General features: G+C 60.7%; 24 protein-coding genes. 12 read left to right on the top strand and 12 right to left on the bottom strand.

Annotated features, from left to right (window positions below):
• Positions 1–6 precede the first annotated feature (6 nt).
• Entirely contained in the window at positions 7–1641 is a 1635-nt protein-coding gene (locus tag LJY25_RS00565; protein WP_227606268.1) for a hypothetical protein, read from the bottom strand.
• A 144-nt stretch (positions 1642–1785) separates the two neighbouring features.
• On the opposite strand from LJY25_RS00565, the gene LJY25_RS00570 reads away from it, so the two are divergent.
• Entirely contained in the window at positions 1786–3381 is a 1596-nt protein-coding gene (locus LJY25_RS00570) for a hypothetical protein (RefSeq protein ID WP_227606269.1), read from the top strand.
• A 176-nt stretch (positions 3382–3557) separates the two neighbouring features.
• On the opposite strand, the gene LJY25_RS00575 is transcribed toward LJY25_RS00570, so the two are convergent.
• On the bottom strand, positions 3558–4676 hold the full coding sequence (locus LJY25_RS00575; RefSeq protein ID WP_227606270.1) for a DNA topoisomerase IB: 1119 nt from the start codon (positions 4674–4676) through the stop codon (positions 3558–3560).
• Positions 4677–5100: 424 nt separating this feature from the next.
• On the opposite strand from LJY25_RS00575, the gene LJY25_RS00580 reads away from it, so the two are divergent.
• On the top strand, positions 5101–5916 hold the full coding sequence (locus LJY25_RS00580; RefSeq protein ID WP_227606271.1) for a M48 family metalloprotease: 816 nt from the start codon (positions 5101–5103) through the stop codon (positions 5914–5916).
• A 126-nt stretch (positions 5917–6042) separates the two neighbouring features.
• Complete coding sequence (locus tag LJY25_RS00585) at positions 6043–7230, top strand: App1 family protein (RefSeq protein ID WP_227606272.1); 1188 nt, start codon at positions 6043–6045, stop codon at positions 7228–7230.
• Between the two features lie 58 nt (positions 7231–7288).
• Here LJY25_RS00585 and LJY25_RS00590 read toward each other — a convergent pair whose 3' ends face one another.
• Positions 7289–7759, bottom strand: a complete 471-nt coding sequence (locus LJY25_RS00590; RefSeq protein ID WP_227606273.1) for a YybH family protein — start codon at positions 7757–7759, stop codon at positions 7289–7291.
• Between the two features lie 2 nt (positions 7760–7761).
• Positions 7762–8499: a monofunctional biosynthetic peptidoglycan transglycosylase gene (gene mtgA, locus LJY25_RS00595; protein ID WP_227606274.1), complete on the bottom strand. Its 738-nt coding sequence runs from the start codon at positions 8497–8499 to the stop codon at positions 7762–7764.
• A gap of 125 nt (positions 8500–8624) precedes the next feature.
• Between mtgA and LJY25_RS00600 the strand changes: the two genes are divergently transcribed.
• Together LJY25_RS00600 and LJY25_RS00605 are read left to right on the top strand one after the other, a co-directional pair.
• On the top strand, positions 8625–9260 hold the full coding sequence (locus tag LJY25_RS00600; RefSeq protein WP_227606275.1) for an LON peptidase substrate-binding domain-containing protein: 636 nt from the start codon (positions 8625–8627) through the stop codon (positions 9258–9260).
• A gap of 95 nt (positions 9261–9355) precedes the next feature.
• Complete coding sequence (locus tag LJY25_RS00605; RefSeq protein ID WP_227606276.1) at positions 9356–10636, top strand: metallophosphoesterase; 1281 nt, start codon at positions 9356–9358, stop codon at positions 10634–10636.
• On the opposite strand, the gene LJY25_RS00610 is transcribed toward LJY25_RS00605, so the two are convergent.
• The gene (locus LJY25_RS00610; RefSeq protein ID WP_227606277.1) at positions 10578–11504 is read right to left on the bottom strand and encodes a diacylglycerol/lipid kinase family protein; all 927 of its coding nucleotides are present in this window, start codon (positions 11502–11504) and stop codon (positions 10578–10580) included. The two genes, LJY25_RS00605 and LJY25_RS00610, sit on opposite strands and share 59 nt — an antisense overlap.
• 115 nt (positions 11505–11619) lie before the next feature.
• A complete protein-coding gene (locus LJY25_RS00615; protein WP_227606278.1) occupies positions 11620–12315 on the bottom strand; it encodes a M48 family metallopeptidase in 696 nt (231 codons plus the stop codon).
• Positions 12316–12609: 294 nt separating this feature from the next.
• Between LJY25_RS00615 and LJY25_RS00620 the strand changes: the two genes are divergently transcribed.
• A complete protein-coding gene (locus LJY25_RS00620; RefSeq protein WP_227606279.1) occupies positions 12610–12804 on the top strand; it encodes a hypothetical protein in 195 nt (64 codons plus the stop codon).
• Positions 12805–12929: 125 nt separating this feature from the next.
• Here LJY25_RS00620 and LJY25_RS00625 read toward each other — a convergent pair whose 3' ends face one another.
• On the bottom strand, positions 12930–13721 hold the full coding sequence (locus tag LJY25_RS00625) for a murein L,D-transpeptidase catalytic domain family protein (RefSeq protein WP_227606280.1): 792 nt from the start codon (positions 13719–13721) through the stop codon (positions 12930–12932).
• A 126-nt stretch (positions 13722–13847) separates the two neighbouring features.
• Between LJY25_RS00625 and LJY25_RS00630 the strand changes: the two genes are divergently transcribed.
• Entirely contained in the window at positions 13848–14237 is a 390-nt protein-coding gene (locus LJY25_RS00630; protein ID WP_227606281.1) for a hypothetical protein, read from the top strand.
• Positions 14238–14297: 60 nt separating this feature from the next.
• Here the strand turns inward: LJY25_RS00630 and LJY25_RS00635 are convergent, their stop codons facing one another.
• Together LJY25_RS00635 and LJY25_RS00640 are read right to left on the bottom strand one after the other, a co-directional pair.
• Entirely contained in the window at positions 14298–14696 is a 399-nt protein-coding gene (locus tag LJY25_RS00635) for a hypothetical protein (RefSeq protein ID WP_227606282.1), read from the bottom strand.
• 244 nt (positions 14697–14940) lie between these two features.
• Positions 14941–15411, bottom strand: a complete 471-nt coding sequence (locus LJY25_RS00640) for a DUF4199 domain-containing protein (protein WP_227606283.1) — start codon at positions 15409–15411, stop codon at positions 14941–14943.
• 348 nt (positions 15412–15759) lie between these two features.
• On the opposite strand from LJY25_RS00640, the gene LJY25_RS00645 reads away from it, so the two are divergent.
• Positions 15760–17382 carry an ABC-F family ATP-binding cassette domain-containing protein gene (locus LJY25_RS00645; protein ID WP_227606284.1) on the top strand — a complete coding sequence of 541 codons (1623 nt, stop codon included), beginning with the start codon at positions 15760–15762 and terminating at the stop codon, positions 17380–17382.
• A gap of 28 nt (positions 17383–17410) precedes the next feature.
• A complete protein-coding gene (locus LJY25_RS00650; protein ID WP_227606285.1) occupies positions 17411–18139 on the top strand; it encodes a hypothetical protein in 729 nt (242 codons plus the stop codon).
• Between the two features lie 168 nt (positions 18140–18307).
• Here LJY25_RS00650 and LJY25_RS00655 read toward each other — a convergent pair whose 3' ends face one another.
• Positions 18308–18463: a lmo0937 family membrane protein gene (locus LJY25_RS00655; RefSeq protein WP_227606286.1), complete on the bottom strand. Its 156-nt coding sequence runs from the start codon at positions 18461–18463 to the stop codon at positions 18308–18310.
• A 363-nt stretch (positions 18464–18826) separates the two neighbouring features.
• On the opposite strand from LJY25_RS00655, the gene LJY25_RS00660 reads away from it, so the two are divergent.
• Together LJY25_RS00660 and msrA are read left to right on the top strand one after the other, a co-directional pair.
• Entirely contained in the window at positions 18827–19717 is an 891-nt protein-coding gene (locus LJY25_RS00660) for a 3-hydroxyacyl-CoA dehydrogenase family protein (RefSeq protein ID WP_227606287.1), read from the top strand.
• Positions 19718–20093: 376 nt separating this feature from the next.
• Positions 20094–20630, top strand: coding sequence for a peptide-methionine (S)-S-oxide reductase MsrA (msrA, locus tag LJY25_RS00665; RefSeq protein ID WP_227606288.1), 537 nt, complete (start codon positions 20094–20096; stop codon positions 20628–20630).
• A 73-nt stretch (positions 20631–20703) separates the two neighbouring features.
• Here the strand turns inward: msrA and LJY25_RS00670 are convergent, their stop codons facing one another.
• Together LJY25_RS00670 and LJY25_RS00675 are read right to left on the bottom strand one after the other, a co-directional pair.
• Positions 20704–21162, bottom strand: coding sequence for a hypothetical protein (locus tag LJY25_RS00670; RefSeq protein ID WP_227606289.1), 459 nt, complete (start codon positions 21160–21162; stop codon positions 20704–20706).
• Positions 21163–21251: 89 nt separating this feature from the next.
• Positions 21252–22070: a 2,3,4,5-tetrahydropyridine-2,6-dicarboxylate N-succinyltransferase gene (locus LJY25_RS00675; RefSeq protein ID WP_227606290.1), complete on the bottom strand. Its 819-nt coding sequence runs from the start codon at positions 22068–22070 to the stop codon at positions 21252–21254.
• An 84-nt stretch (positions 22071–22154) separates the two neighbouring features.
• Here LJY25_RS00675 and LJY25_RS00680 point away from each other — a divergent pair, with 84 nt between their 5' ends.
• Positions 22155–23330: a glycosyltransferase family protein gene (locus tag LJY25_RS00680; protein WP_227606291.1), complete on the top strand. Its 1176-nt coding sequence runs from the start codon at positions 22155–22157 to the stop codon at positions 23328–23330.
• The last annotated feature ends 45 nt before the right edge of the window (positions 23331–23375 follow it).

Raw genomic sequence — 23375 nt, forward strand, 5'->3', positions numbered from 1 at the left:
CGCCGGTTAGAACAGCCGGTGCCGGAGCAGCCAGCCGGCCGCATCGAACTCATTGGCTGCGGGTACGTAGGACTGCACCCTGGTGGCTTTACTCACGTTGAGCACATTGCCGTCCCCACTGTCAAACACCGTCAGGGCCGTCGATTGCTCGGAGTTGGTGCTGAGCGCCTCCCGAATGATATCCTGCCCGGAACCGTCGTAGATACCCACGGTGAAGCGCGGGCTGGGCAGACTGCGGATTTCAAACACGTCGTTGCCGCCCAGGCCAAACAGCCGGATGGATTCCGTGCTGCCCGCCACGAAGGTACGCTGCCCCAGCAGGCTGTCGGGCCGGGTGGGGCGCAGGGCATACACGCTGATGCGCAGCTTCTCCCCGGTCGGCTCGAGCACAAACCGCTCGGCCTGCTCGGTGCCCGGAATTTCGACCTGCTGGGCCAGCAGCTCATAAAAGCGGGCGGCCACGGCGGGCAGCTGACTGCGGCGCTGGCGCAGCTTCTGCTCAAACTCCTGGCCCGAGAGGGCATACACTTCGGGGGGCCACACCGACAGGGCCTGGTGAATCACTTCGTCGGAAAGGCGCTGCTGCAGCGAGTCAGCGACCTGCCGGAAGTCCTCGGCCGTCAAATACACCAGCAGCGACTTGTCCAGGGGCCGGGCGGCCCGGTTGAGGCCTTCGACGTCCTTGAGTCGGATTTCGCCGTGAAAGCTCTGGTAGTTTGACTTAAACCAGCTTACGACGCGGGTCAGCACGCCGTCGTCGAACTTGAAAAAGGCGTGGTCCCGGTCGCGCGGAATCGCCCGGTACACGGTGGCGCCCCCCTGCCCCGGAAAGCTGGCCCAGCGCCACTGGTCTTCGCGCCGGCTCCAGTCGCCGAGCCACATATCAAACAGGCGGGACCGCAGGTACTGGCGCGCGTCGACGCGGTAAGCCGGATTAAACAGCAGGTTGGTAAACACCCGCCGGGAGCTCTCCACCCGGGCCGAGTTACCAAAGCTGGTTACCGTGCGCTGGTCACCCTCGGGCCGCTCTTCCAGCAGGTACAGGGCATTGGCGAAGCCCTTGCGAAACTCACCGAGTGCCGGGTCGTCGGGCAGATAAATCAGGCGGGGATTGGTGTGGTACACGCCCGCAGCCGTGGCCAGGGGCGGCACGATGTAGGCCCCATACGGATGAATCACGCTGGTTTGGTCCTTCATCAGCCGGCCGATCGGGCCCTTCTGAAACCGGACCGGCAGCGCCTTGGTGGCGTCCTTATCCACGGAACGCAGCACGTACTGCACGCCGTTGCGGTCGAGCAGACGCAGGTTGCGGGTCTGGAAGCTCCCTCCTTCCCGCTGGGGCGTAAGCCCGCCGGGCACGGCGGTGCGCAGATTGAATACAGGTACGGAAACCGGCTCGGCCCAGACCTTGCGGTAATGTTTGCCCCAGAAAAACTGAAAAAGCCCGCTACGCAGGTACTGCGGCCCGGCGGCTACCCGCACGGTTGAATCGGGTCCGATAACCGGAGGCGGACTGGCAGCCGAGGGCGTCGGGGCGGAACAGTCGCACAGGGTAACTCCCACCAGGATGGCACCTACCGAGGAAAGGAAACGCCGAAGGGAGGAAGCAGTCCGCGGTTGGACCTGGTTGATTAGCTGCACGAGAAATCAGAAAACGAAGCAGAGAGAGACAGCCCGGGCGGGCTGCCCCCCGTATAGCGCAAACTGAACGGCAACAGTTGTGCAGAAGGAGTATTCCTTTTCAGCCCGGTTTCCGTTGATGCAGATGTGCTTTCAAATTTGTCGATGACGTTACGTCTCTATTTCCTGCTGCTTTTCGGACTGGCGGTTGCCGGCTGCGCCCGGCAGAAGTACTTCCAACCGGATGCCCGCATCAGCACCACTCCCACACCGGGTGGGGCCGACAGCGTACGGGTTACGGCGGGGCGCCACTACCAGCGGGGCCCCATCCACCGGCTGCTGCTCGGCGCTCACTACCGCAAGGTGTGGGCCCAGCCGATTTCGGCCCCGGTGCTGGATCTGCGCACGGCGGTGCCCGGCGGCCTGAGGGCCGGCAAGCGCGGAGGTGGGTTTCAAAGCATCAGCATGACCGTCCTGGGACCCGACGGGCGCGAATATGCACTTCGCTCTCTCGACAAAGACCCGTACAAGACCCTGCCCAAAGCGCTGCGCCACACGTTTCTGCTGAATCTGGTGCGCGATGCCACCTCGGCGGGAATGCCCTACGGCGCATTTGTCGTGCCGCCTCTTGCCCTGGCCGCCGGTCTGCGCCAGTCCAACCCCCGGCTGTTTTACGTGCGGGCCGATGAAACTGGCCTCGGAGCAGAATCAGCCGATTTCCGCGGGCGGGTGGTGATGCTCGAGGAAAAGCTGGAAGGTGAAGCGCTGCCCGAGCCGGGTGGCAAGACGGTAGAGCTGGTCGAAACCGAAGACATGCTGGCCGACATCTTTGCCCAGCCCACTTCCCGGATTGACCAGCGGACCTTTGTGCGGGCCCGCCTGCTGGATCTGTGGCTGGGCGACTGGGACCGGCACGAGGGGCAGTGGACCTGGGAAAAGCAGCGCGCCGGCAGTCAGGTGCGGTTTATAGCGGTGCCCAAGGACCGCGACCAGGTGTTTTACCGCTTCGGCGACGGGCTGCTGACCTGGGTTGCGAGCCGGCCCTGGGCCGTAGCCAAGCTGCGCACGTTCAAGCCCCGGTTTGAAAGCATTGCCGGCTACACCCGCAACACGCATTTCCTCGACGAGCGGGCCCTGAGCGAGCTGTCCCGCCGGGACGTGCAGCGCGAAGCCCGCCGCCTGCAGGGGCAGCTCACCGACTCGGTTATTGCCCGCGCCGTGCGGCGGCTGCCCCGGGAAGTGTACGCCCTCGAAGGCCCCCGGCTGACGGCCGCGCTCCGGTCCCGGCGCGAGCTGCTGCCCCGGGCCGCCGACGAGTTCTATCGGCTTTACGCCCGGCACGCCCTGGTTACGGGCACCGACGAGGCTGAGCGGTTTGTAGTGGAGCGCCTCACGGATACGACGACGGTGGTTTCCATCTACGCGCTGACCGACGAAAAACAACCACCCCAGGCCAAGGACCTGCACTACCGCCGGGTTTTTCACCCCTCCGAAACCAGCCGTATCATTCTCCACGGCCTCGACGGCAAGGACTTATTCGAAGTGCGGGGCACCGTGCGCCGCTCCCCCAGGATTGACATTTACGGCGGCCCCGGTGAGGACACGGTGCAGGACATCTCCCGGGTCGCCGGGCTGAGCCGTAAGACGCGCTTCTACGACACGCGCCGCAATAACAGCATCCTTCCCGGCCCGGAAACCAGCGACAAAACCACCCACGGCGTCCTCTCCCACGCCTTTGACCGGGACGGCTCCGGACGGTAGGTTTTTGGACTGAACTGATCTGCTACTAACTCCGCGTGGTGCGCGAAGTGCAGTAACTAACCCCAAATGAAAATCCCCGGCATATGCATATGCCGGGGATTTCTACGAATAGCCGACCGGCCTCGTGATTCAGGCCAGATGGCGTAGCAGTCCCACCAGGACCACTCATCGGCTCATCAACTTTTCACTTCCGCCAGCATTTCCAGTACCATGTGCTCGGTGGGCGTAAGCAGGTCTTTCTCATCGGGGTCGGCGTCGTGGTGGCGGAGGTAATCGATGAGCTTATCGGATTGAAACAGCTCCACTACCTGAGGATGGATGTAGTATTTGCTGCACACCACGGGCGTATTGCCGAGGCCGGTGGCCACTTCCTTCACAGCGCGCTTCAGAACTTTCTCCTTGGGCAGGTCCGGCTCCTCGTGCAACACCTGCTCGAGGCACTCCACCATCTTCACGGTGCCGCCCCAGGTCCGGAAATCCTTGGCGGAAAGACTCATTCCCGTCACCGCCTGCAGGTAGGCATTCACGTCGCCGGATTCCAGCTCCTGCCGGTGCCCGTCAGCATCATAGTACTGAAACAGGTGCTGCCCCGGAATCTCCTTGCACTTGCGCACCAGCCGGGCCAGCTTCCGGTCGTGCAGGGTCACGTCGTGGGACACACCCTTCTTGCCGACGAAGGCAAAGCGGACCTCGTCGCCCTGAATCTGTACGTGCCGGTCGCGCAGGGTTGTGAGGCCGTAGCTCTTGTTTTTCTTGGCGTACTCCTTGTTGCCGACCCGAATAAATGACTGATCCATGAGCGTGAGCACCAGTGCTACCACTTTCGACTTATCCAGCTGGGGCCGCTTCAGATCCTGGGCAATCTGCGCCCGCAATGCCGCCAGCTGCTCGCCAAACGCGCGCAGGCGGCTGAACTTGGTGAGGCTGCGGGCCTGGTCCCAGGCCGGGTGGTAGATGTACTGCTTGCGGCCTTTTGCGTCGCGGCCCGTCACCTGCAGGTGGGAGTTGGGCGAAGGCGAAATCCAGACGTCGGTCCAGGCCGGCGGAATCACAAAGCCGCTGATCCGCTCCAGCGTACGTGCATCAGCAACCACTTCACCCTTGGCGTTATGGTACGTGAACGTGCCGTCGGGGCCAGGCTGCCGGGTCAGGCCGGGCTTGGTATCGGGCAGGTAGCGCAGGCCGGCCAGCTCGGCCTGCCGGGCGGGGTCCTTGTACAGAACGTGGGCTTCTTCCTGGGGAACGAGGTGTTTTTTGCGGGTTTTGGGGCGGGGTGCAGCCGGGGATGTTGCCATAAAGCAGAAACGGGTTGACCGGCCGGGAATAGCGCGGAACCTCATCTACGCAGTTAAGCGCCGAAAGTAGCAGCGCCGGCCGTGGCGGGTCCAGGCCAGCCGTCGGGCAGCGGTAAATGAGGAATCGAGCGTCAGGTAAAGAGGGGATTCCAGCTCGTACTGCAGGTTTATTGTCGCCCGCCGACAGCAAAGCCGGTTTGCACACGTGCAGAAACAGACCGGTCAGCAGGAAAGCCCGGAACCTTGCTAAGCACCTAAATAGCAAGTCTGAAGCAGACTATACAGTGCCTGCACGGCGTTTAAACAAGGATTTTAACAACAAGAGCCTGGGCCGCCGCGTATTTTCGGGCACACTTCTGGCACCGTTTTTTCTTAGGCCGCACCAGCTGTTCATTCTTTCCTCTGACTTTCCACCTATCTGCATATGCGCCGCTCCTTTCTGAAACCCCTGCTCTTCCTTTCCCTGGCTGCTTCTCTGGGCGCCACTTCCGCCTGCTCGTCCGATGGGGACGGCGTAGTGCTGTTTTCCATCGAAGACGATAAAGCTCTCGGCGACAAAGTAGCCGCCCAGACCGACTCCACCTACCGTGCCAAGGGCCAGCTGCTGGAGCGCAACAGCGCCAGCAACCAGCGCGCCTACCAGCTGCTTGACGGCGTGGTGAACCGGGTGCTCAACTCCGGTCAGGTTACCTACCGCAACGAGTTTCCCTGGGATGTGAAGATTATCAAGGACGACAACGTCCAGAACGCCTTTGCCTCGCCCGGCGGCCACATCTACGTTTTCACCGGCCTCATCAAATTCCTCGACAACGAAAGCCAGTTGGCCGGGGTGCTGGGTCACGAAATTGCCCACGCCGACCGCCGGCACACCTCCAAGCAGCTACAGGAGCAGTACGGCATTTCGGTTCTGCTGAGTTTGGTGTTGGGCGAGAACCCGGGTCAGCTGGCGCAGATTGCCGCTGGCCTGCGTGGCCTACAGTTCAGCCGCACCGCTGAGGCCGAGGCCGACCAGTATTCCGTGATGTACCTGAACGGCACCGGCTACTACGCCTGCGACGGCACGGCCGGTTTCTTTATCAAGGCCCAGCAGCAGGGTCAGGCCAACCCGCCCGAATTTTTGAGCACCCACCCCAACCCCGACAACCGCATCCAGGCCATCCAGACCAAAGCCCAGGAGCTGGGCTGCGCCAACCGCACGGTCAGCAACGCCAACTTCGACGAGCTGAAGCGTCTGCTCTAGTCTGGCCGGGCCAGACAACCCAAATCGACATTGTCAGTACAAAAAGGATGATTGCTACGGCCGTCATCCTTTTTTTGTCTGAACTCCCCCGCTGACTTTCTTGCGGGCCTTTCTAAACCAGCGTGCATGTCTTCCTTACTCGATAAGCTGAATAACTGGGCCGAACAGGCCGATGATCTGGTTACCCGCACCCGCTCCCGCCTGGGGTTGCTCCAGCCCCTGCAGCTGGTGCCCTATCGCAGCTACGGCACCCCGGAGCGCCTCTACGTCAAGGGTCGCCTGCTTACCGATAAAGGCATTGGCGAGCCCAGCGAAGGCGACTCCCGCTGGCAGAACCTCGTGAACATGTACCGCCGGTTCGAAAGCAATGAGATAGCCGGGGCGCAGCTGCTTGTATCCCCCGCCGATGGCACGGAGCATCCTACCATCACGGATGAGGAAGGATATTATTCGCTGAACCTGGAGCCCAAGAGTCTGCCGGCACCGATCAACTTCATGTGGTACCCCGTGCCGGTGACGCTCGTGCAGGCCCCCTCGCCCTTTCCGACCCCGCCCAACCTGCAGGTTCAGTCCCTGGTCATGATTCCTCCCGCCGATGCCGAGTACGGCATCATCAGCGACCTGGACGACACGGTGATTGAGACTTCGGCAACCCATATTGTGCGCATGGCCCGCACCGTGCTGCTGCGCAATGCCCACTCCCGTCTTCCCTTCAAAGGGGTGGCCGAGTTTTACCGGGCCCTGCAGCTGGGTCGCAACGGCAAGCGCAACAATCCTTTCTTCTACGTGAGCAGCAGCCCCTGGAACCTTTACGACCTGCTGGAGGACTTTCTGGAGCTTAACCACATTCCGCCCGGCCCGATCCTGCTGCGCGACATGGCGCTTAAGCGCAAGCAGGCCAAGGACGCCTCCGAGCACCACGCCCATAAGCTTACCGAAATCGAGAACCTGCTGCTGACGTATCCCCGCCTGCCCTTTGTGCTGATTGGCGACAGTGGGCAGGAAGACGCCAACATCTACCGCGAAATAGTGCGGCGCTTCCCCGGCCGCATCCTGTCCATCTACATCCGCGACGTGCTGCGCCCCGAGCGGGCCGCCCTGGTCGAAAAGGTGTCGGAGGAGCTGCGCGGCGACAAAGTAGATATGCTGCTGGTGCAGGACACGGTGCAGGCCGCCGAGCATGCGGCCCGTAACGGGCTGATCTTCACCGAGGCCATTACGGCCATTGAAGAGGAAAAGCACAAAGATGAAACCGCCCCGGAAAACCCGGAAGAGGCGGAAGGCGCTGCCCGGGAAACCGGGGTTGTAAGCTAGCTGCCGGAAGTATGCCCGGCATCACGGCCTTGATCCGTCTGCTGACACTCGTCTTCTGCTAACTTGAATGATCGGCCACAATCACCCAGCGGCCTTCAATACGGCGGAATACCAGCAGGAAATGCCCCTGCAGGTTGCCGGCGGCGGGGCGGGCCAGGTGCCATTTTCCAACCACGTGGGCGGCATCCGAACCAATCGGGGTGATGCGCAGGCTCGTAAACGTAAGCTGGCCCATAGCCGCAGCATCGGGGTAGCTGCGGCGGTAGTTGTCGAGGGTGCGCTGCCAGCCGTAGGTAAGGCCGTTTTTTCCGATAAAGACCAGGGAGTCGGACTTCCAATAGCCGGCCATAAAGCCCGCTGCGTCGCCGCGGTTCCAGGCGGCGGTCTGCGTAGCCAGCACCCGGGCAACGCCGGTGCGGAGCGTCGTCGGGGGCTCGTTGCCGGTGCAGGCGCTGAGAAGCCCCAGACTCAGGAGGGCAGCCAGGAGGCCACGGCGGCTCCACGTCAATGGGCTAAGCTTGCTTTTCATACTCATTGCAGAAGTTCTCTAACGTAGGCAGTACCGCCTAACCGGCGCATGTTGCGCAGCACCCGGCGCTGCTTGGCCTGGGCTGCCGGTCCCGGCTTGCTGGCCCGAAACCGCAGGGGGTTGGGCAGCACCCCGGCCAGCAGCGCCGCCTGGGCCGGGGTAACGTCCCGGGCCGACTTGTGAAAGTAACGCTGGGAGGCGGCTTCCACGCCAAAGGTGCAGTCGCCCATTTCGGCTACGCTCAGGTACATCTCCATGATGCGGCGCTTGTTCCAGAGCAGCTCGATGAGCACGGTAAAGTAAGCCTCGGCCGCCTTGCGCACGTAGCTTCGGCCCTGCCACAGAAACACGTTTTTGGCCACCTGCTGGCTGATGGTGCTTCCCCCCACCAGCTTGGTTTTGCTTTTCATGTTGCGCTGCACGGCCTGCTTGAGGGCGGCGTAGTCGAAGCCGTGGTGGAACAGGAAACGTTGGTCCTCGGCGGCAATCAGGGCCAGGGGCACGTGGGGCGAAACCTCGTCCAGCGTCAGGAACCGGTAGTTGATACGACGGTCTTCCACAATGCCGTAGTAGCCCTTGCCGATGGGCGGATGAGCCCGCCGCTCCAGCATCAGCCAGGTAGCCGGGGGCGGGAGCCAGCGGTACGCCACTACCCAGCCCACGGATGTTAAAAACAGCGCTGCCACCACCTGCAGCAGCAACCGCCACGCCCGGCGTCCATATTGTCGGTAATCTGCCACCAATTTGTATCTTAAAACCCAGCAGGCCCGGGAGCCTGCCGGGCAAAAGTAGCTGATTAACCGCGTTACGCCCACGCTCCAGCCGACATTGCCCTTTTTCAGCTGTTGTACTCTTTTTGTCCCGTATGCCGCGTCTGCTTCCGCTGTTTCCGCTCAACCTCGTCGTTTTTCCCGGCGAAAAGCTCAACCTGCACATCTTCGAGCCCCGCTACCGGGAGCTGGTGCACGACTGCCTGGCCGCCGGCACCACCTTCGGCATCCCCCCCTTTATCAACAATGGCGTCAGTGAGCTGGGAACCGAGGTGCAGGTGGTAGCGGTGGAGCGAACCTACGAAACCGGCGAGATGGACATCCGCACCAAAGCCCTGGGCGTGTTCCGTATCCGGCAGTTTATCCGCCAGGTGCCCGGCAAGCTTTACGCCGCCGGTCAGGTCGACGACATCACGGACGACACCGAGCAGGACCTGATGCTTCGCCAGCGCATCACCGATCAGATTCAGCAATTCTATGAGATACTGGGCTTGCGCAAGCTCTACCTTGATCTGCCGGCCAACTTCCGCATTTTTGACATTGGGCACCACCTGGGCTTCACGCCCGAGCAGGAATACCAGCTGCTGGAAGCTACCAGTGAACAGGAGCGCCAGGAAATCGTGTCGGAGCACCTCGATCAGGTGCTGCCCGTGGTGCTGGAAACCGAGCGGCTCAAGGAGCGCTCCAAGCTCAACGGCCACTTCAAGAACCTGACTCCACCAAATTTCTAGCCTGACCTCTCGCCCGGCGCCCCGGCAATGCGTACACTATCGGGCTGTGCCGCCCCAACCGGCTGTTCATATCCGGCCGGACTATTCCCTATCCCTTGCTTTCTTCGGTTACTGCCTCTACGCTTTTCCTGTACGCCCTCGGCATCTTTGGGCTGGCGCTGGTGATCTGGCTGGTGCTACAGTTTCTAAAGGAGCGGCGGTTCCGGCGCCTGGCCTACGTAGCTCCCGGGGTGCGGCACTGGGCCAATGAGCAGCCCGACCCGTCGACCCTGCTGAAACACCGGGTGGCGATGGTGGGCGACCTGGGCGCCGTCAGCACCGACGGACGCGACCCGGTGCTGGGCCTGTTGAAAAACTGGCTGCAGGAGTCGGGCGCTGAAGCCACGGTGGTTGTGCTGGGCGACAACGTATATCCGGTAGGGCTGCCGGCCGAACAGTCCCCGGGCCGGGCCACCGCCGAGCGGCGCCTGCAGGCCCAGCTCGACCTGCTGCGCGCCTACCCGGCCCGGGCTATTTTTCTCAGCGGCAACCACGACTGGAACAAAGGCCGCCGCAATGGATACGAGTTTCTGCTCCGCCAGGAGGCCTACGTCCGGGAGCAGCTGCCCACCGCGCACTACCTGCCGCCCGGCGGCTACCCCGGCCCGGTATCCGTGCAGCTGGCCGAGGGCTTGCTGCTGGTGGTGCTCAACACGCAGTGGTGGGTGCAGAACGGCCCCCGCCCTTACGGACAGGCGGCCGATGGCACCCCGGCTGACGCCAAAACCCCGTTTCGGGAGCTGCACACGCTGCTGGCCGCTAATTCCCACCAGCAGATTCTGATTGCCGGCCACCACCCCCTGTATTCCAATGCCGTGCACGGAGGCAAGTTCACGGCCAAGCAGCACGTCTTTCCGCTTACGGCGGTGCATAAAAAAGCGTACGTGCCCCTGCCCCTGCTGGGGTCCCTGTTTCCGGTTTACCGGATGCTGCTCGGTGCCGCGGAGGACATGGCCCACCCGCCCTACCGCCAGATGCGCCGCTGCCTGCTGCGGGTGCTCCGGCAGTTTCCCGGCATTATCTACGCCGCCGGCCACGACCATAACCTGCAGTATTTCCAGCGTCGCGGAGGGCACTACCTGGTCAGCGGAGCAGGCAGCAAAACGTCGTTTGTACAGGCCGGGGGCCGGGCTACGTTCGTGCACGAGCACAAAGGCTTTTTCAGCCTCGACTACTACGAAAACGGGGAGGTATGGCTGCGGGCTCTGGAGCCCGGAACGGACCTCAGCCAGCCGCCCCGCGAAGCTTTTCGCTGGCGCCTCACATCGGCCCGGTCGGCTAGTCGGGCTCAGGACGGGGTGGCCGCGGCGTCAGCACGCGCAGGCTCCGTGGACTGATGCTCACCTCAACCGGGCCGGGCAGCTCAAGTGGCTCTCCGTCGACCTGCACCAGCACCTGGCGCTGGCCCATAACTCCGATGGTGGCGTGCCGGCAGACCAGGCGGCGGGTGTAAAGCGACGAGTCAATATCCTCGGTATAGAGGCTGTACATAATACCCAGCGCGGCCGTGCCGGGAAAGGGCTCAATCAGGCAGATTTCGAATTGGCCATCGTCCAGGCAGCCCTCGGGATTGATGACCACGTTGCTGCCGAACGTATTGCCATTGGCAATGGTGACCATGAAAGCCGGGCCCTCCCACGTTTCCTGATCGGTCTGGATGTGGTAGGTGGCCTCCTCGTAGCCGAGATACTCCTGCATGGCAATGCGGATGTAGGCCCCGGGCCCGCGGGTATCGCCCTCACAGAATTCTTTTACCACCAAAGCATTAAATCCCAGATCGGCCAGGTGAGCTGAAAAATGACCTCCTACGCGCAGCGTATCAATGGCCCGCACGTCGTGTTCCCAGGTCAGCGCTAGCGCCTCGGTGAGGTCCTGCGGAATACCAAGGTCTTTGGAAAGGCCGTTGCCGGAGCCCAGCGGCAGAATCCCCAGGGGGGTCTCACTACCCTCCAGCGCCTCACTGACCAGACGCACGGTGCCGTCGCCGCCTGCCGCAAACACGGCATCATACGGGGACCGGCTTAGGTGACGGCGGAGCTGAAGCAGGTCATTATCCCCCGTGGTGTGAAAAAAAGCTGCCTCCCGGCCCCGGTTGCGACAATAGGCGCTGATGGTATCTTCAATTCCCTCTTTGCTGATGTCGCCCGAAATCGGGTTGAGCACAAAAAGCAGCTTTTTCAGGGCAAGGGCGGGCGCGGCGGACATAATTTAAGTGGGCGTAGTAGGGTAAGCAGAATTAGTAACGCATAAAAAAAGAGAGTGGCCGAAGCCACCGCTCCGTCCACTCTCTTCCTTGCTCAGGTTGTGCCCGTTAGGCTGCTTATTGCTTGAGCCCGCTGGGTACGCCGCCCGGGTATTTGGCGTCGATTTCCCGCTGAATCTCGCCGATGCGGTTACCGGGATTGGGGTGGGTACTCATAAACTCGGGGGGTCCGCCCCCTTCATTCTTGGAATGCAGCACCTGCATCACCTGCAGCATGCTCCGGGGGTCGTAGCCGGCGGCCGGCACAAAATCCACCGCCAGCCGGTCGGCTTCCAGCTCGTCTTCCCGGCCAAAGCGCAACGTGAGCAGCTTGCCCACCATGGCAGCACCGGCGGCGCCGGCCATGGTGCTCGGACGGTCCGGGTCGTAGATGCCAATGGCTGCGGCGCCGGTCAAACCCTGGGTTAGCTTGGACTTGGCTACCTGCTCGGCGGAGTGCCGGCCCACTACGTGACCAATTTCATGCGCCAGCACCCCGGCCACCTGGCCCTCGGTCTTCATATTCTTCAGCAGGCCCGCGGTGATGAAAATCTGGCCACCCGGCAGGGCGAAGGCATTGATGGTATTCTCATCGGCCAGCAGGTGAAACGCAAACTTGTAAGGCGTCTGCCCGGCTTTGGTGCTGCGCACAATCTGCTGCCCGATGCGCTCCACGGCCGCGCGGGCCTGTTGATCGGGATGGAGGCCACCGTACTGCTGGGCCATCTGAGGAGCGGCCTGCAGGCCCAGCGCAATTTCCTGCTCAGCGGTCATATCCACATGCTGGATTTCGCCGGTAACCTCGTTTTTGGATTGCTTACACCAGTAGGTCAGGAATGAAAAAGCGGCTATTGCCAAAGCCACTATAAATCGAAGGCTACCTCTCATGACAAGGGATTATAGGTATGGGAAGGCGGTTTAGGGGCGGCATTTGCCGTCTGAGGGTTGTAACGCGACAACCCCCGGAGGGTTGCCCCGGCCCGAATCAGCCAAAATCCGCTCATTGTCGTATCAGCCTGAAGGCAGAGCCCGGCTTCGCCTCTTTCCATTTCTTTCATCTTTCCTGCTATGAATCAGAAACGCACTTTCGGTGGCTTGCTCACCGTCCTTGGCATTATCGGCATCATCTGCGCGGCCCTCGTCTATCTTCAGGTTGCAAACCTGGGTATTACCAAGTTCAACGCCTGGGTTCCTTTCGTGCTGGGTCTGATCTTCTTCTTTGCCGGCATCAACCTGATCCGCACCACCGGCGACCGGGCCTGACCCGTGCCCGCTTGTACTTGTCAGCATCCAGGCAGCGTTGCCTGAAAAAAGAAAAACCCGGCCAGGCGGCCGGGTTTTTCTTTTTATGAACAACAGAAAACAGAACAGGTAAAAATCGGGGCAGCTTAGCCCATCACAATGCCGGTCGTGCGGGCAAAAGCGGCCAGGGCAAGGTCCAGCTGCAGCCACGCCGAGGCATACGCCACGCCCCGGGGAGCGTGGGCATAGACAACCGTGCCGCCTTTGATGGTTTTTACAATGGCACTGGTCTGGTCAGGGGGCAAAGCCGGGCAGCCCTGGCTGCGTCCGAGCCGGCCATGCTTATTGATAAACTCCTGGCATACATACTCCGCGCCATGGATGACTACTGCGCGGCTGGCCGCGTTAGAATTGTACTTGGGGTCCTTGCCGTGCAACTTCAGCGAGAGGCCGTGCTTGCCCATGTAGGTAGCTCCGGTCAGGTAAAAACCGATGCTGCTCTGCTCGGAGCCCGAAACGTTGGAAAAAGCCGTGGCATAGTCCTCGCCCGTGCCTTTCCCGTGAGCTACCAAAGTGTTGAACAGCAGCTTTTGCTGAGCCAGATCCACCACCCAAAGACGCTTTTTGGTGCTGGGCCGGTTGAAGTCAATGATGGTAATGGTTTGCTTCTGCGCGCCAACCAGGCCCCGCTCCTGCATAGCGTAATAGCCAATCAGAGCCTCGCGAAATACCAGCACAGGCAGGCCCGTGGGCGTCAGGCCGCAGGCGGCGTAGGTTTTAAGCACGTGCTGCTCGAAGGCAGCCATGGCCGCTGTACGCTTGGGGCCATCCAGCGTACCGGCCCGTAGGCTGGTTGCGGCCGAAGGAGCAGCCTGACTTGAAACGACCGGAGCCAACAGCAGGGCAATGCTCAGCAGAAAAGCAGAAAGGTGCGTCATAGAGTAGGTCAGGTGAAGAACAACCGGATGCAGGGAAACCCTGGGCATGAATTATGGTTACTTTCGTGCCCTTCTTCCGGCCCCTTCAACGGCCGGGGTTCCCCGACAGTTCCCCCAAAATTACACATGTTCGTTCGTCGCCTCACCGTCAGTATCCTGGGTTCCATTCTGCTCAGCGCCTGTGGCCACGCCCTGACCGAGGTACCCGGCTTCGATGCCAAGGCGTGGCGACAGGACCCGTTTGCCTGCCGTAACCAACGGGCGGCCCAGTTGTCTGCCCTGCGCGAAAACCGGGAACTGCTCTACGGGGCCCGCAACCGGGACATCAACACCCTGCTCGGCCACCCCGACGAAGACGAGCTGAGTGAGCAGAACGAACGGGTGTACTCGTACTACGTGGAGCCCGGCCCGCAGTGCGGCCCCGGCCACCCCCGCTCCGCCGTTAACAAGTTTACGGTGCGGTTCAGCCCGCTGAGTACTGTCACGGAAGTGGGCTTTGAAAAGCCGATCCGGTAGTTTCACGAAAAAAGGCGCCCCGGTTGCGGGACGCCTTTTTCGTAATTCGGGAAGCCAGGCTTAGCCAACCGTATCCTCATTCGAAGCATGCTGCACCGGAGCCTGGGGTTGGCCCTCGCGGTACATGCTCAGCTGGGAAGGTGAAAGCACGCGGCTGCACTCCTGCTGGTAGTACATTTCGAGCTCGGCCAGCTTGGAACGGCGCGCCTCATTATCGTCGCGATAATCCCACATGATCTGGTCGAGCTGGGCCAGCTTGATTTTATTGATGTTGCGCAGCCGGATATACTGGGCCTCATTCAGGTGCAGCTTGTCGGCCATCTGCCGGGTTACATCATCCACGCGGCTAATGGTCGGTTCGCCCTGGCCGGGGTTTTCGACGCGTCGCTCGGTTTGCTGGGCGGAAGCGGAGCCAGAAAGAAATGCCAGGAAAGCAAAAACAAAGAAGAAAGTTTTCATATACGATGGGCCGACTTGCTACGGTCAGCAGGCTAGTAAAGGTGATTGCCCGATCAGAGGATTGCGAAGCGGTGCAGCAATGTTTTTTCCTATCTGGTCGGCATATTTCAACAAAGCGCACCAGCTACAAGGTTCCGGTAAATCGATGTTTATCAGTGCCTACACGAATAAGTCAGTGCTACAGGCACACAAAAAAGCCCACTTTACTAGTAAAGTGGGCTTAAGGTTACGCTGGTCGCTAAACTTATTCGAGACCCTGCATTGGCTTGTGGTCAGGGCTTTTGAAGTACTGCATCGCAACCAGGGAAATAATAACGCCCGACATGGCGCCTTGCAGGATGATGGCCAGGAAGGCAATGGTAACCGACAAGTCGAATCCGAACAGGTCCCGGGCCCGGATGTTGCTCATGATGTCAGGCTTAATGAGGGTGTACACGATGAAGAAAAGGGCGAAAATAACCGAGGCGACCATGGCGGTGATGATGCCCGTGCCGAAGCCCTGCAGGTAGGGCATCCGGTCTTCCTTGTAGCGCTTAAAGCGGGCAATGGCCATGCACACGCCGATGGCAAGGATAATGGCGTTCAGGAAGCTGTACTCAATCCGGTCGGTCAAACCAATCAGCGAGGCTACGATAAAGTAGACCACCATACCAATTGCCGTCAGCAGGCCGTAGCGAATCCCGTTTTTCTCGGGGGTTATGCGCGTGTCACTCATGGGAGGAGGGAAAAGTTAAGTCGATAGGTCAGCGTCGTCTGGCGGAACTGCCCCTCACGCCCGGCGTGTTAGGAAGCCGACCAGTACAACATGGTTTTACTATACTCTTTTCCGTTGGCGGATGTTGTCCAGCTGGCCGTTTTTTTTGATTTCCACGGTCTGAGCGCAGCTTTTTGAAAATCAACCCGCTGAAAATGAGCGGCCCTTACCCGGTGTGTCAAGACGACCAGAGCCGGCTATTTTCGTTTTTCCGACCCGGGCGCAAGGCATTTTGCGTACTTTTGTGGGCTTGTTTTGTAATCGGGCCGGCCACCGGGCCGTCTTTCCTTCCCCTGCCTTTTCCCCATTATGATTAGTACCTCCAACGTAAGCCTGCGCTACGGCAAGCGCGTGTTGTTCGAAGACGTTACCATTAAGTTCATGCCCGGCAACGTTTATGGCCTGATCGGGGCCAATGGGGCTGGTAAGTCGACATTCCTGAAAATCCTTTCCGGCGAGATTGAGCCCAACACCGGTTCGGTGGACATGCCCGCCGGGGCCCGCCTGTCGGTACTGCGTCAGGACCAGTTTGCCTACGATCAGAACCAGGTGCTCCAGACCGTCATTATGGGCCACACCCGCCTCTGGAAGGTGATGGCGGAGAAAGACGCCCTCTACGCCAAGGCCGATTTCTCCGACGCCGACGGCGAGCGGGCCGCCCAGCTCGAAGGCGAGTTTGCCGACCTCGAAGGCTGGAATGCCGAGTACGAAGCAGCTGAGCTGCTCTCCGGCCTGGGCATAGGCGAAGACAAGCACTACACGCTCATGGGCGACCTGGGCGGCTCCGACAAGGTGCGGGTGCTGCTGGCCCAGGCCCTGTTCGGCAACCCCGACGTGCTGCTGCTCGACGAGCCCACCAACGGCCTTGACGCCGAAACCGTGCTCTGGCTCGAAAACTTCCTCGACTCGTTTCAGAACACGGTAATCGTGGTCAGCCACGACCGTCACTTCCTCGACGCGGTGTGTAACTACATGGCCGACCTGGACTTCTCGAAGATCACCATGTACCCGGGCAACTACTCGTTCTGGTACGAAAGCTCCCAGCTGGCTTTGCGTCAGCGCCAGGACATCAACAAGAAGACCGAGGACAAGCGCAAGGAGCTGGAGGAGTTCGTGCGCCGCTTCTCGGCCAACGCCTCCAAGAGCAAGCAGGCCACTTCGCGCCAGAAGCTGCTGCAGAAGCTGACCCTGGACGAAATTAAGCCGTCGTCGCGCAAATACCCCTACATTGCCTTCAAGCCCGAGCGCGAGGCCGGCAACCAGCTGCTCACGGTCGAAAACCTGAGCAAGTCGGTAGACGGGCAGCCGGTGTTCCGCAACGTGAGCTTCGCACTCGACAAGAAAGACAAGGTGGCCATCATCAGCCGCGACGACCGGGCCGCTTCCCTCCTGTTCGATATCCTGTTCGAGGAAACCCAGCCCGACGCCGGTTCCTTTAAGTGGGGCACCACCATTACGCCCAGCTACTTCCCCAAGGAAAATGCCGAGTTCTTCGACACCGACCTGAACCTGGTTGACTGGCTGCGGCAGTACAGCGTGGAAAAGGACGAGTCGTTTATTCGCGGGTTCCTGGGCCGGATGCTGTTCTCGGGCGAGGAGTCGCAGAAAAAGTCCAACGTGCTGAGCGGGGGCGAGAAAGTACGCTGCATGCTGTCCAAGATGATGATGGAAAGCGGCAACGTACTGGTGATGGACGACCCTACCAACCATTTGGACCTGGAAAGCATCACTGCTTTAAACAACAGTCTGCGCGAGTACCCGGGCACCCTGATCTTTACTTCCCACGACCTGCAGTTCGTCGAAACCATTGCCAACCGCATCATCGAGCTTACGCCCGACGGCATCATTGACCGGCGCATGAGCTACGAGGAGTACCTGGCCGACGAGACCATCAAGGCGCTGCGGAAGCGGATGTATCAGCTGGTATCCTAGTACCGACCTCTTCCTCGTTATCCTGCGTATGAAACGTACCCTGCTTGCCCTGCTGCTTGGTGGCTCGGCCCTGGCGCTTGCCCCTGCGGCCCGGGCCCAGACCGTGCCCGACAGCACGTCTACCGTAAAACCCCAGCTGAACACTGGGCCGCCGGCCGATGCGCCGCGGCGGCCGACCACTCCGGCGCCCACCAACCCCTCGGTCAACGGCGGCACGCTGGACGACGGGTTTCCTACTGCCGGCCGGGGTACGGGCCAGCCGGAGCTGCTGCAGAAGCTGTTTCTCTACTCAAACTTTGGATTGGGCTTTAGTGGGTTTGGCAATGCCGGCAGTCAGTTCAGCGCCAACATTTCTCCGGCTCTGGGCTACCGCCTCACCGAGCGACTCGCCGTCGGGCCCGGAATCACCTACGCGTATAATCACCTCTCTTTCCCCGGCAACAACCGTACGGAGAGCTACAGCACCAGCAGCTACGGCGTAAAGGTGTTTAGTCAGTTTGTGATTCTGGACGAGTTGTTCGTGCACGCCGAATACGAAACGACGTACGCGCAGGTACTCTACCAGGACCAGATCACCGGGGCCATCACCAAAAAGACGCTGCAGGTCAACACGCCCCTGGCCGGTCTGGGCTACCGCCAGCAGTTCAGCCAGCGGGCCGCCGCCGATATCGTGCTGCTTTATAATTTCAACGACGGCATCAACGATATCTACGGTCAGCCGGTTATTCGTTTCTGCTTTCTTTTCAATCTGAAATAGCGCTGACCAGCAAAAAACCGGTCTTTTTTCGTCCGTTTTTGAAGAACTCGATTTTTAAATTAAATAGAGTTTAGATAGAGCAAAAAAAGAAGCTACCCCGTGAGGAGTAGCTTCTTTTTTGCTTTTTGACTTTTATTTTTTCGGATCAGGCCGAAAAGGTCAGCGGGGCTATACCGTGCCTCCGCGAATTACGCGGAGCAGAATCACGATAATTGCAATTACCAGCAGCACGTGAATAATGCCGCCGCTATAGAAGCCACCGAAGTAGCTAATTGCCCAGATGATGACCAGAATGACAGCGATGAGATACAGCAGATTTCCCATGGTTGGAAGGTGTTTGGTTTGTTGGAAGGGAGAGAACAAACCACCTGTTCAGCAGCTGTACCCCGGTTGGAGTATGCTGGGAGGGTGATTTGCGGATTTGTACGCGCCCTCTATGAAAAGGATATATTCTAAAAAAAAAATTATGGCATTTAAAAGTCGGCCGGCTCCTAAAGTGGGCTGAAACCTCTGAAATGCCGCTTTTTAGCCGAAGCAAATATTATTTACTTTTTCTCGAAGCCAGGCTTGCCAAACGCTAGCCGACGAAGAGTGGTGTTTAATTTCGACTTAGCTTTGCCGAACCCCGCCCGGGCCCTTGGCGCGCGGTAAGGGCCTTGTTTTCCCACCCTGTTTTGCTTTCCGCTTATGATTAACGTCGCCGTAATTGGCTCGGGTACGATGGGCAACGGTATTGCCCACGTGTTTGCCCAGCATGGCTTTCCCGTGGCCCTGATTGATATCAGCCAGCCGGCCCTCGACAAGGCCGTGGGCACCATCGGTAAAAACCTCGACCGGCAGGTGGCCAAAGGCAGCCTCAGCGAGGCGGATAAAGCGGCCACCCTGGGCCGCATCACCACCCACACCACCCTGGCCGAAGGTGTGCGCGATGTGCAGCTGGTGGTAGAGGCTGCCACCGAGAACGTGGAGCTGAAGCTGCAGATCTTCCGCGACCTGGACCAGCACGCGCCGGCCGGGGCGATACTGGCCTCCAACACCTCTTCCATCTCCATTACGCGCATTGCCGCCGCCACCAAGCGCCCGGCCCAGGTTATTGGGATGCACTTCATGAATCCGGTGCCGGTAATGAAGCTGGTAGAGGTAATCCGCGGCTACGCCACGTCGGATGCCGTTACGGAGCAGGTGATGGACCTCTCGCGGCAGCTTGAGAAAACCCCGGTGGAAGTCAACGACTACCCGGGCTTCGTGGCTAACCGCATCCTGATGCCTATGATCAACGAGGCCATCTACACCCTGTTCGAGGGCGTAGCCGGGGTAGCTGAAATTGACACGGTCATGAAGCTGGGCATGGCCCATCCCATGGGTCCGCTTCAGCTGGCCGACTTTATTGGCCTGGACGTCTGCCTGGCCATTATGCGGGTCTTGCACGAGGGACTGGGCAATCCGAAATACGCTCCCTGCCCCCTGCTGGTAAACATGGTCATGGCTGGTCGCCTCGGCGTGAAGTCAGGCGAAGGATTTTACACCTGGGGCCACGGCACCAAGGAGCTGGTGCTGGCCGAGCGGTTCCGCAAGTAAATCAGGATCTTGCTTTCCGACTTCAAAACAACTGCCTTCCCGTGAAAACGGGAAGGCAGTTTCGTATTACAGGTTGAGCTCCGACTGGGCCTCTTAGGTGAGCCGAAGCTGCCCCGCTCCCATCCGCGCCGGGCTTTTGGCGCCAAGGCAGCACTTTTGCAACTAAGAAAGGTACTGCTGCTTGTCGGCCCGCCCTTGCCGAGGCAAAGCTCCTGCCTCCGGCATAATCATGAAGCCTGCGTGTGCTGCGGCAGCCCCGGCAGGCTTCCCGGCGAATGAGGGGCGGTGCCGCGGCTACGGCTGCGCTTTTGAAACCTTACCCCGGGCAATCCGCTTATAGAGAAACTGTTTTTGGACCTGACCTTATTACCTCCCTATGGAACAAGCCACATTTGGCGGCGGCTGCTTCTGGTGCACCGAAGCCGTATTTCAGAATCTGAAAGGCGTTGAGAAAGTTGTATCAGGCTACACCGGCGGACGGATTGCCAACCCCACCTATAAAGAAGTCTGCAGCGGCCTGACCGGCCACAACGAAGTTATCCAGGTTACTTTCGATCCGGCCGTTGTCAGCTACGAAGAGCTGCTGGAGGTTTTCTGGAAAACCCACGACCCCACGACCCTCAACCGGCAGGGCAACGATACCGGCACCCAGTACCGCTCGGGCATCTACACCCATACCGAAGAGCAGCAGCGTTTGGCCGAGCACTACAAGCAGAAGCTGACCGAGACCGGCGCCTTCGACCAGCCCATTACCACTGAAATCGTGCCCCTGACGACATTTTATCCAGCCGAAGACTATCACCAGAACTACTACAACCTGAACGGCAGCCAGCCCTATTGCCAGTTCGTGGTAAAAAGCAAGGTCGACAAGGTGAAGGCTGTGTTTGGTCATAAGCTCAAGCAAACGGCCTAAGCAGCTTGCCGCGTTAAAAGCAAAAGGCTCATCCGCTTGGATGAGCCTTTTTTAAGTAGTCAGCAGCCCAAGGCTACAGCCGGTGGAGCACCCGCAGCACCACCGAAAGATTCCTGACCGGGGTACGGGAGCTGACGGGCCCGGTGCCGGGCCGCAACTCCTTGGCGTAGATAACCAAGCGGCTGGTGCCGCCGGTATTCACCACCAGGGAGTCGGCCGGGTCAATCTTGACGTTCAGAAACTGGTCGTACGACGGCGACACTTCCACCCGCAGCGTGGCTTCGCTGGGCACGTACGTCAGGCACTTGGCATTGTCGGGGCAGCGGTAGTCGCGCAGGTCCACGGCCGTGATGCGCAATTGGTTTGGCAGCGTCGAGGTGGCCGTAGGAACCTGCAGCACGGCCATCTGCCGGTAGTACAGGGGGAATTCAGCTCCAATATCGGCCACCAGGGAACCCGGCTCTACATCAAAGTCGGCGCTGCAGGAAGTGAGGCCTACGCAGGCAAGCAACATCAAATAAAGGTTCTTCATTTTAAATTCGGCAACGGCTTTTTTTCAGCTGTTTGTTCAACTGCACGAGGATAAGAGGCGGGTGGCGGCCGAAAGGTTGCAAGCCGGCGCTACACCGATACGCCAAAGTCGCGCAGGGCGTCGTTCAACGACGTTTTCAGGTCGGTGCTGGGCTTGCGCTGGCCAATAATCAGGGCGCAGGGCACCTGGTACTCCCCGGCCGGGAACTGCTTGGGAATAGAGCCGGGAATGACAACCGAGCGGGCCGGCACGAAGCCCCGGTACTCCCGGGGCTCGGGTCCGGTAACGTCGATAATCTTGGTGCTGCCGGTGATGGTAACGCCGGCCCCGATAACAGCTTCCTTGCCGATGTGGCAGCCTTCGACCAGGATGCAGCGGGAGCCGATAAAGGCGCCGTCCTCAATGATAACCGGAGCCGCCTGTACCGGCTCCAGTACGCCGCCCAGGCCCACCCCTCCGCTTAGGTGCACGCCGGCGCCCACTTGGGCACAGGAGCCCACCGTGGCCCAGGTATCCACCATGGTGCCTTCGCCCACCCAGGCACCGATGTTCACGTAGCTGGGCATCATAATCACGCCCGGAGCCAGATAGGCGCCGTAACGGGCTACGGCCGGGGGTACCACGCGCACGCCCTGGGTTTCGTAGCCGGTTTTGAGCTGCATCTTGTCCCGAAACTCGAAGGGGCCGACTTCAACGGTTTCCATCTGCCGGATGGGGAAATACAGGATGACGGCTTTTTTCACCCAGTCGTTTACCTGCCACTGACCGTCGGCACCGGGCTGGGCCACGCGCAGCCGGCCTTTGTCGAGCTCCTCAATTACGGTGTTGATGGCGGCGGTAGTAGCCGGCTGCTGAAGCAGGCTGCGGTCGGCCCAGGCGGCTTCTATCGTGGTTTGCAGGTCAGTCATGGTGCGGAGTTGAAAAAGATGTTCTGGCGCAAAAGTATCATCTTTGGCCGCAACGCCCGGTTTCGCCCCGGCTTTCCCAACTGCTTGGCTGCTCCTCTCTTTCCTGCCGCGCCCCGGCGCCTTGTGGTGCTGCTGGCTTCCGTGCTGAAGCCGGTCGACGACACGCGCATGTACGAGAAGTTTGCCCGAACCCTGGCTGCGGAGCCCGGGCTTGAGGTGCACGTAGCGGGCCGGGCCGCCGGCTCTCCCCCCCGGGCCGGACTTGCCGGCATTGGGCAGCATGTGCTGTTTCGCGGCTCCCGCCTGAGCCTGGCCCGCCTGAGAGCCCAGCTCGGCTACTGGCAGGTGCTGAGCCGGGTGCAGCCCGATGTCGTCGTGGTACATGCTCCTGAGCTGCTGCCCCTCACGCTGCTCTGGCAAAAACTCGGCCGGCAGCGCCGCTTTCTCTACGACGTACGCGAAAACTACGCGCTCAATATTCAAACCCAGCAGGTGTACCCAGCCTGGGTGCGTGGGCTGCTGGCCCGGTTCGTGCGCGGGCTGGAGACGTTTGCGGCGAAACGGGCCAGCCAGGTGCTGCTGGCCGAACAAAGCTATGCCGACGAGTTGCCTTTCGCCACGGCGGGCCGTACCGTAATTCTCGAAAACAAGTACCAGCCGCCCCCGGGCAACCCGACGCTGGTAAGTAGCCGCCCGCCCCTGCCGGGCCCGGGGGAGCCGCTGCGGCTATTGTTTTCCGGTACCATCTCCGAGCTGACCGGCATCCGCGAGGCCGTAGATTTTGCCCTCGCGCTCCGAACCGGCTGGCCCGGCCTGGAACTCACCATTATCGGTTTCTGCCAGCAATCCGCCACGCTTGCCTACCTGCGGGAAGCCGGAGCCCGGCACGCCTCCTGGCTGCGGATAGTAGGCGGCGAAGTGCTGGTGCCTCACGACGAGATTATCCGGGAAATCGGGCGCAGCCACGCGGGCCTGCTGCCTTACCGGCCTCACCCCAGCTCCTGGCGCTGCATTCCGACCAAGCTTTACGAGTACCTGGCCAGCGGCTTGCCCGTGCTGATTCCGGAAAATCCGCTGTGGCAGGAAATTACCGACCGCAACGAAGCGGGCTTCCCGGTAGCTTTTGGGGAAGAGCTGGTAGTCGAACCGATCATTAAGCGCCTGGCCGGTCGGCGCTTTTACCCCCGTGGCATCCCGGCCGACGCGCTGTGGTCGACGGAAGGCCGGCGGCTGTCGGCCGTGTTCGATCAGCTGCGCTAACCCCCGGGCTTCCGGTTCCGTTTAGCAAATGAGGCGCAGCTTTTC

The organism is Hymenobacter translucens (assembly GCF_020685205.1).
Taxonomy (GTDB): Bacteria; Bacteroidota; Bacteroidia; order Cytophagales; family Hymenobacteraceae; genus Hymenobacter; species Hymenobacter translucens.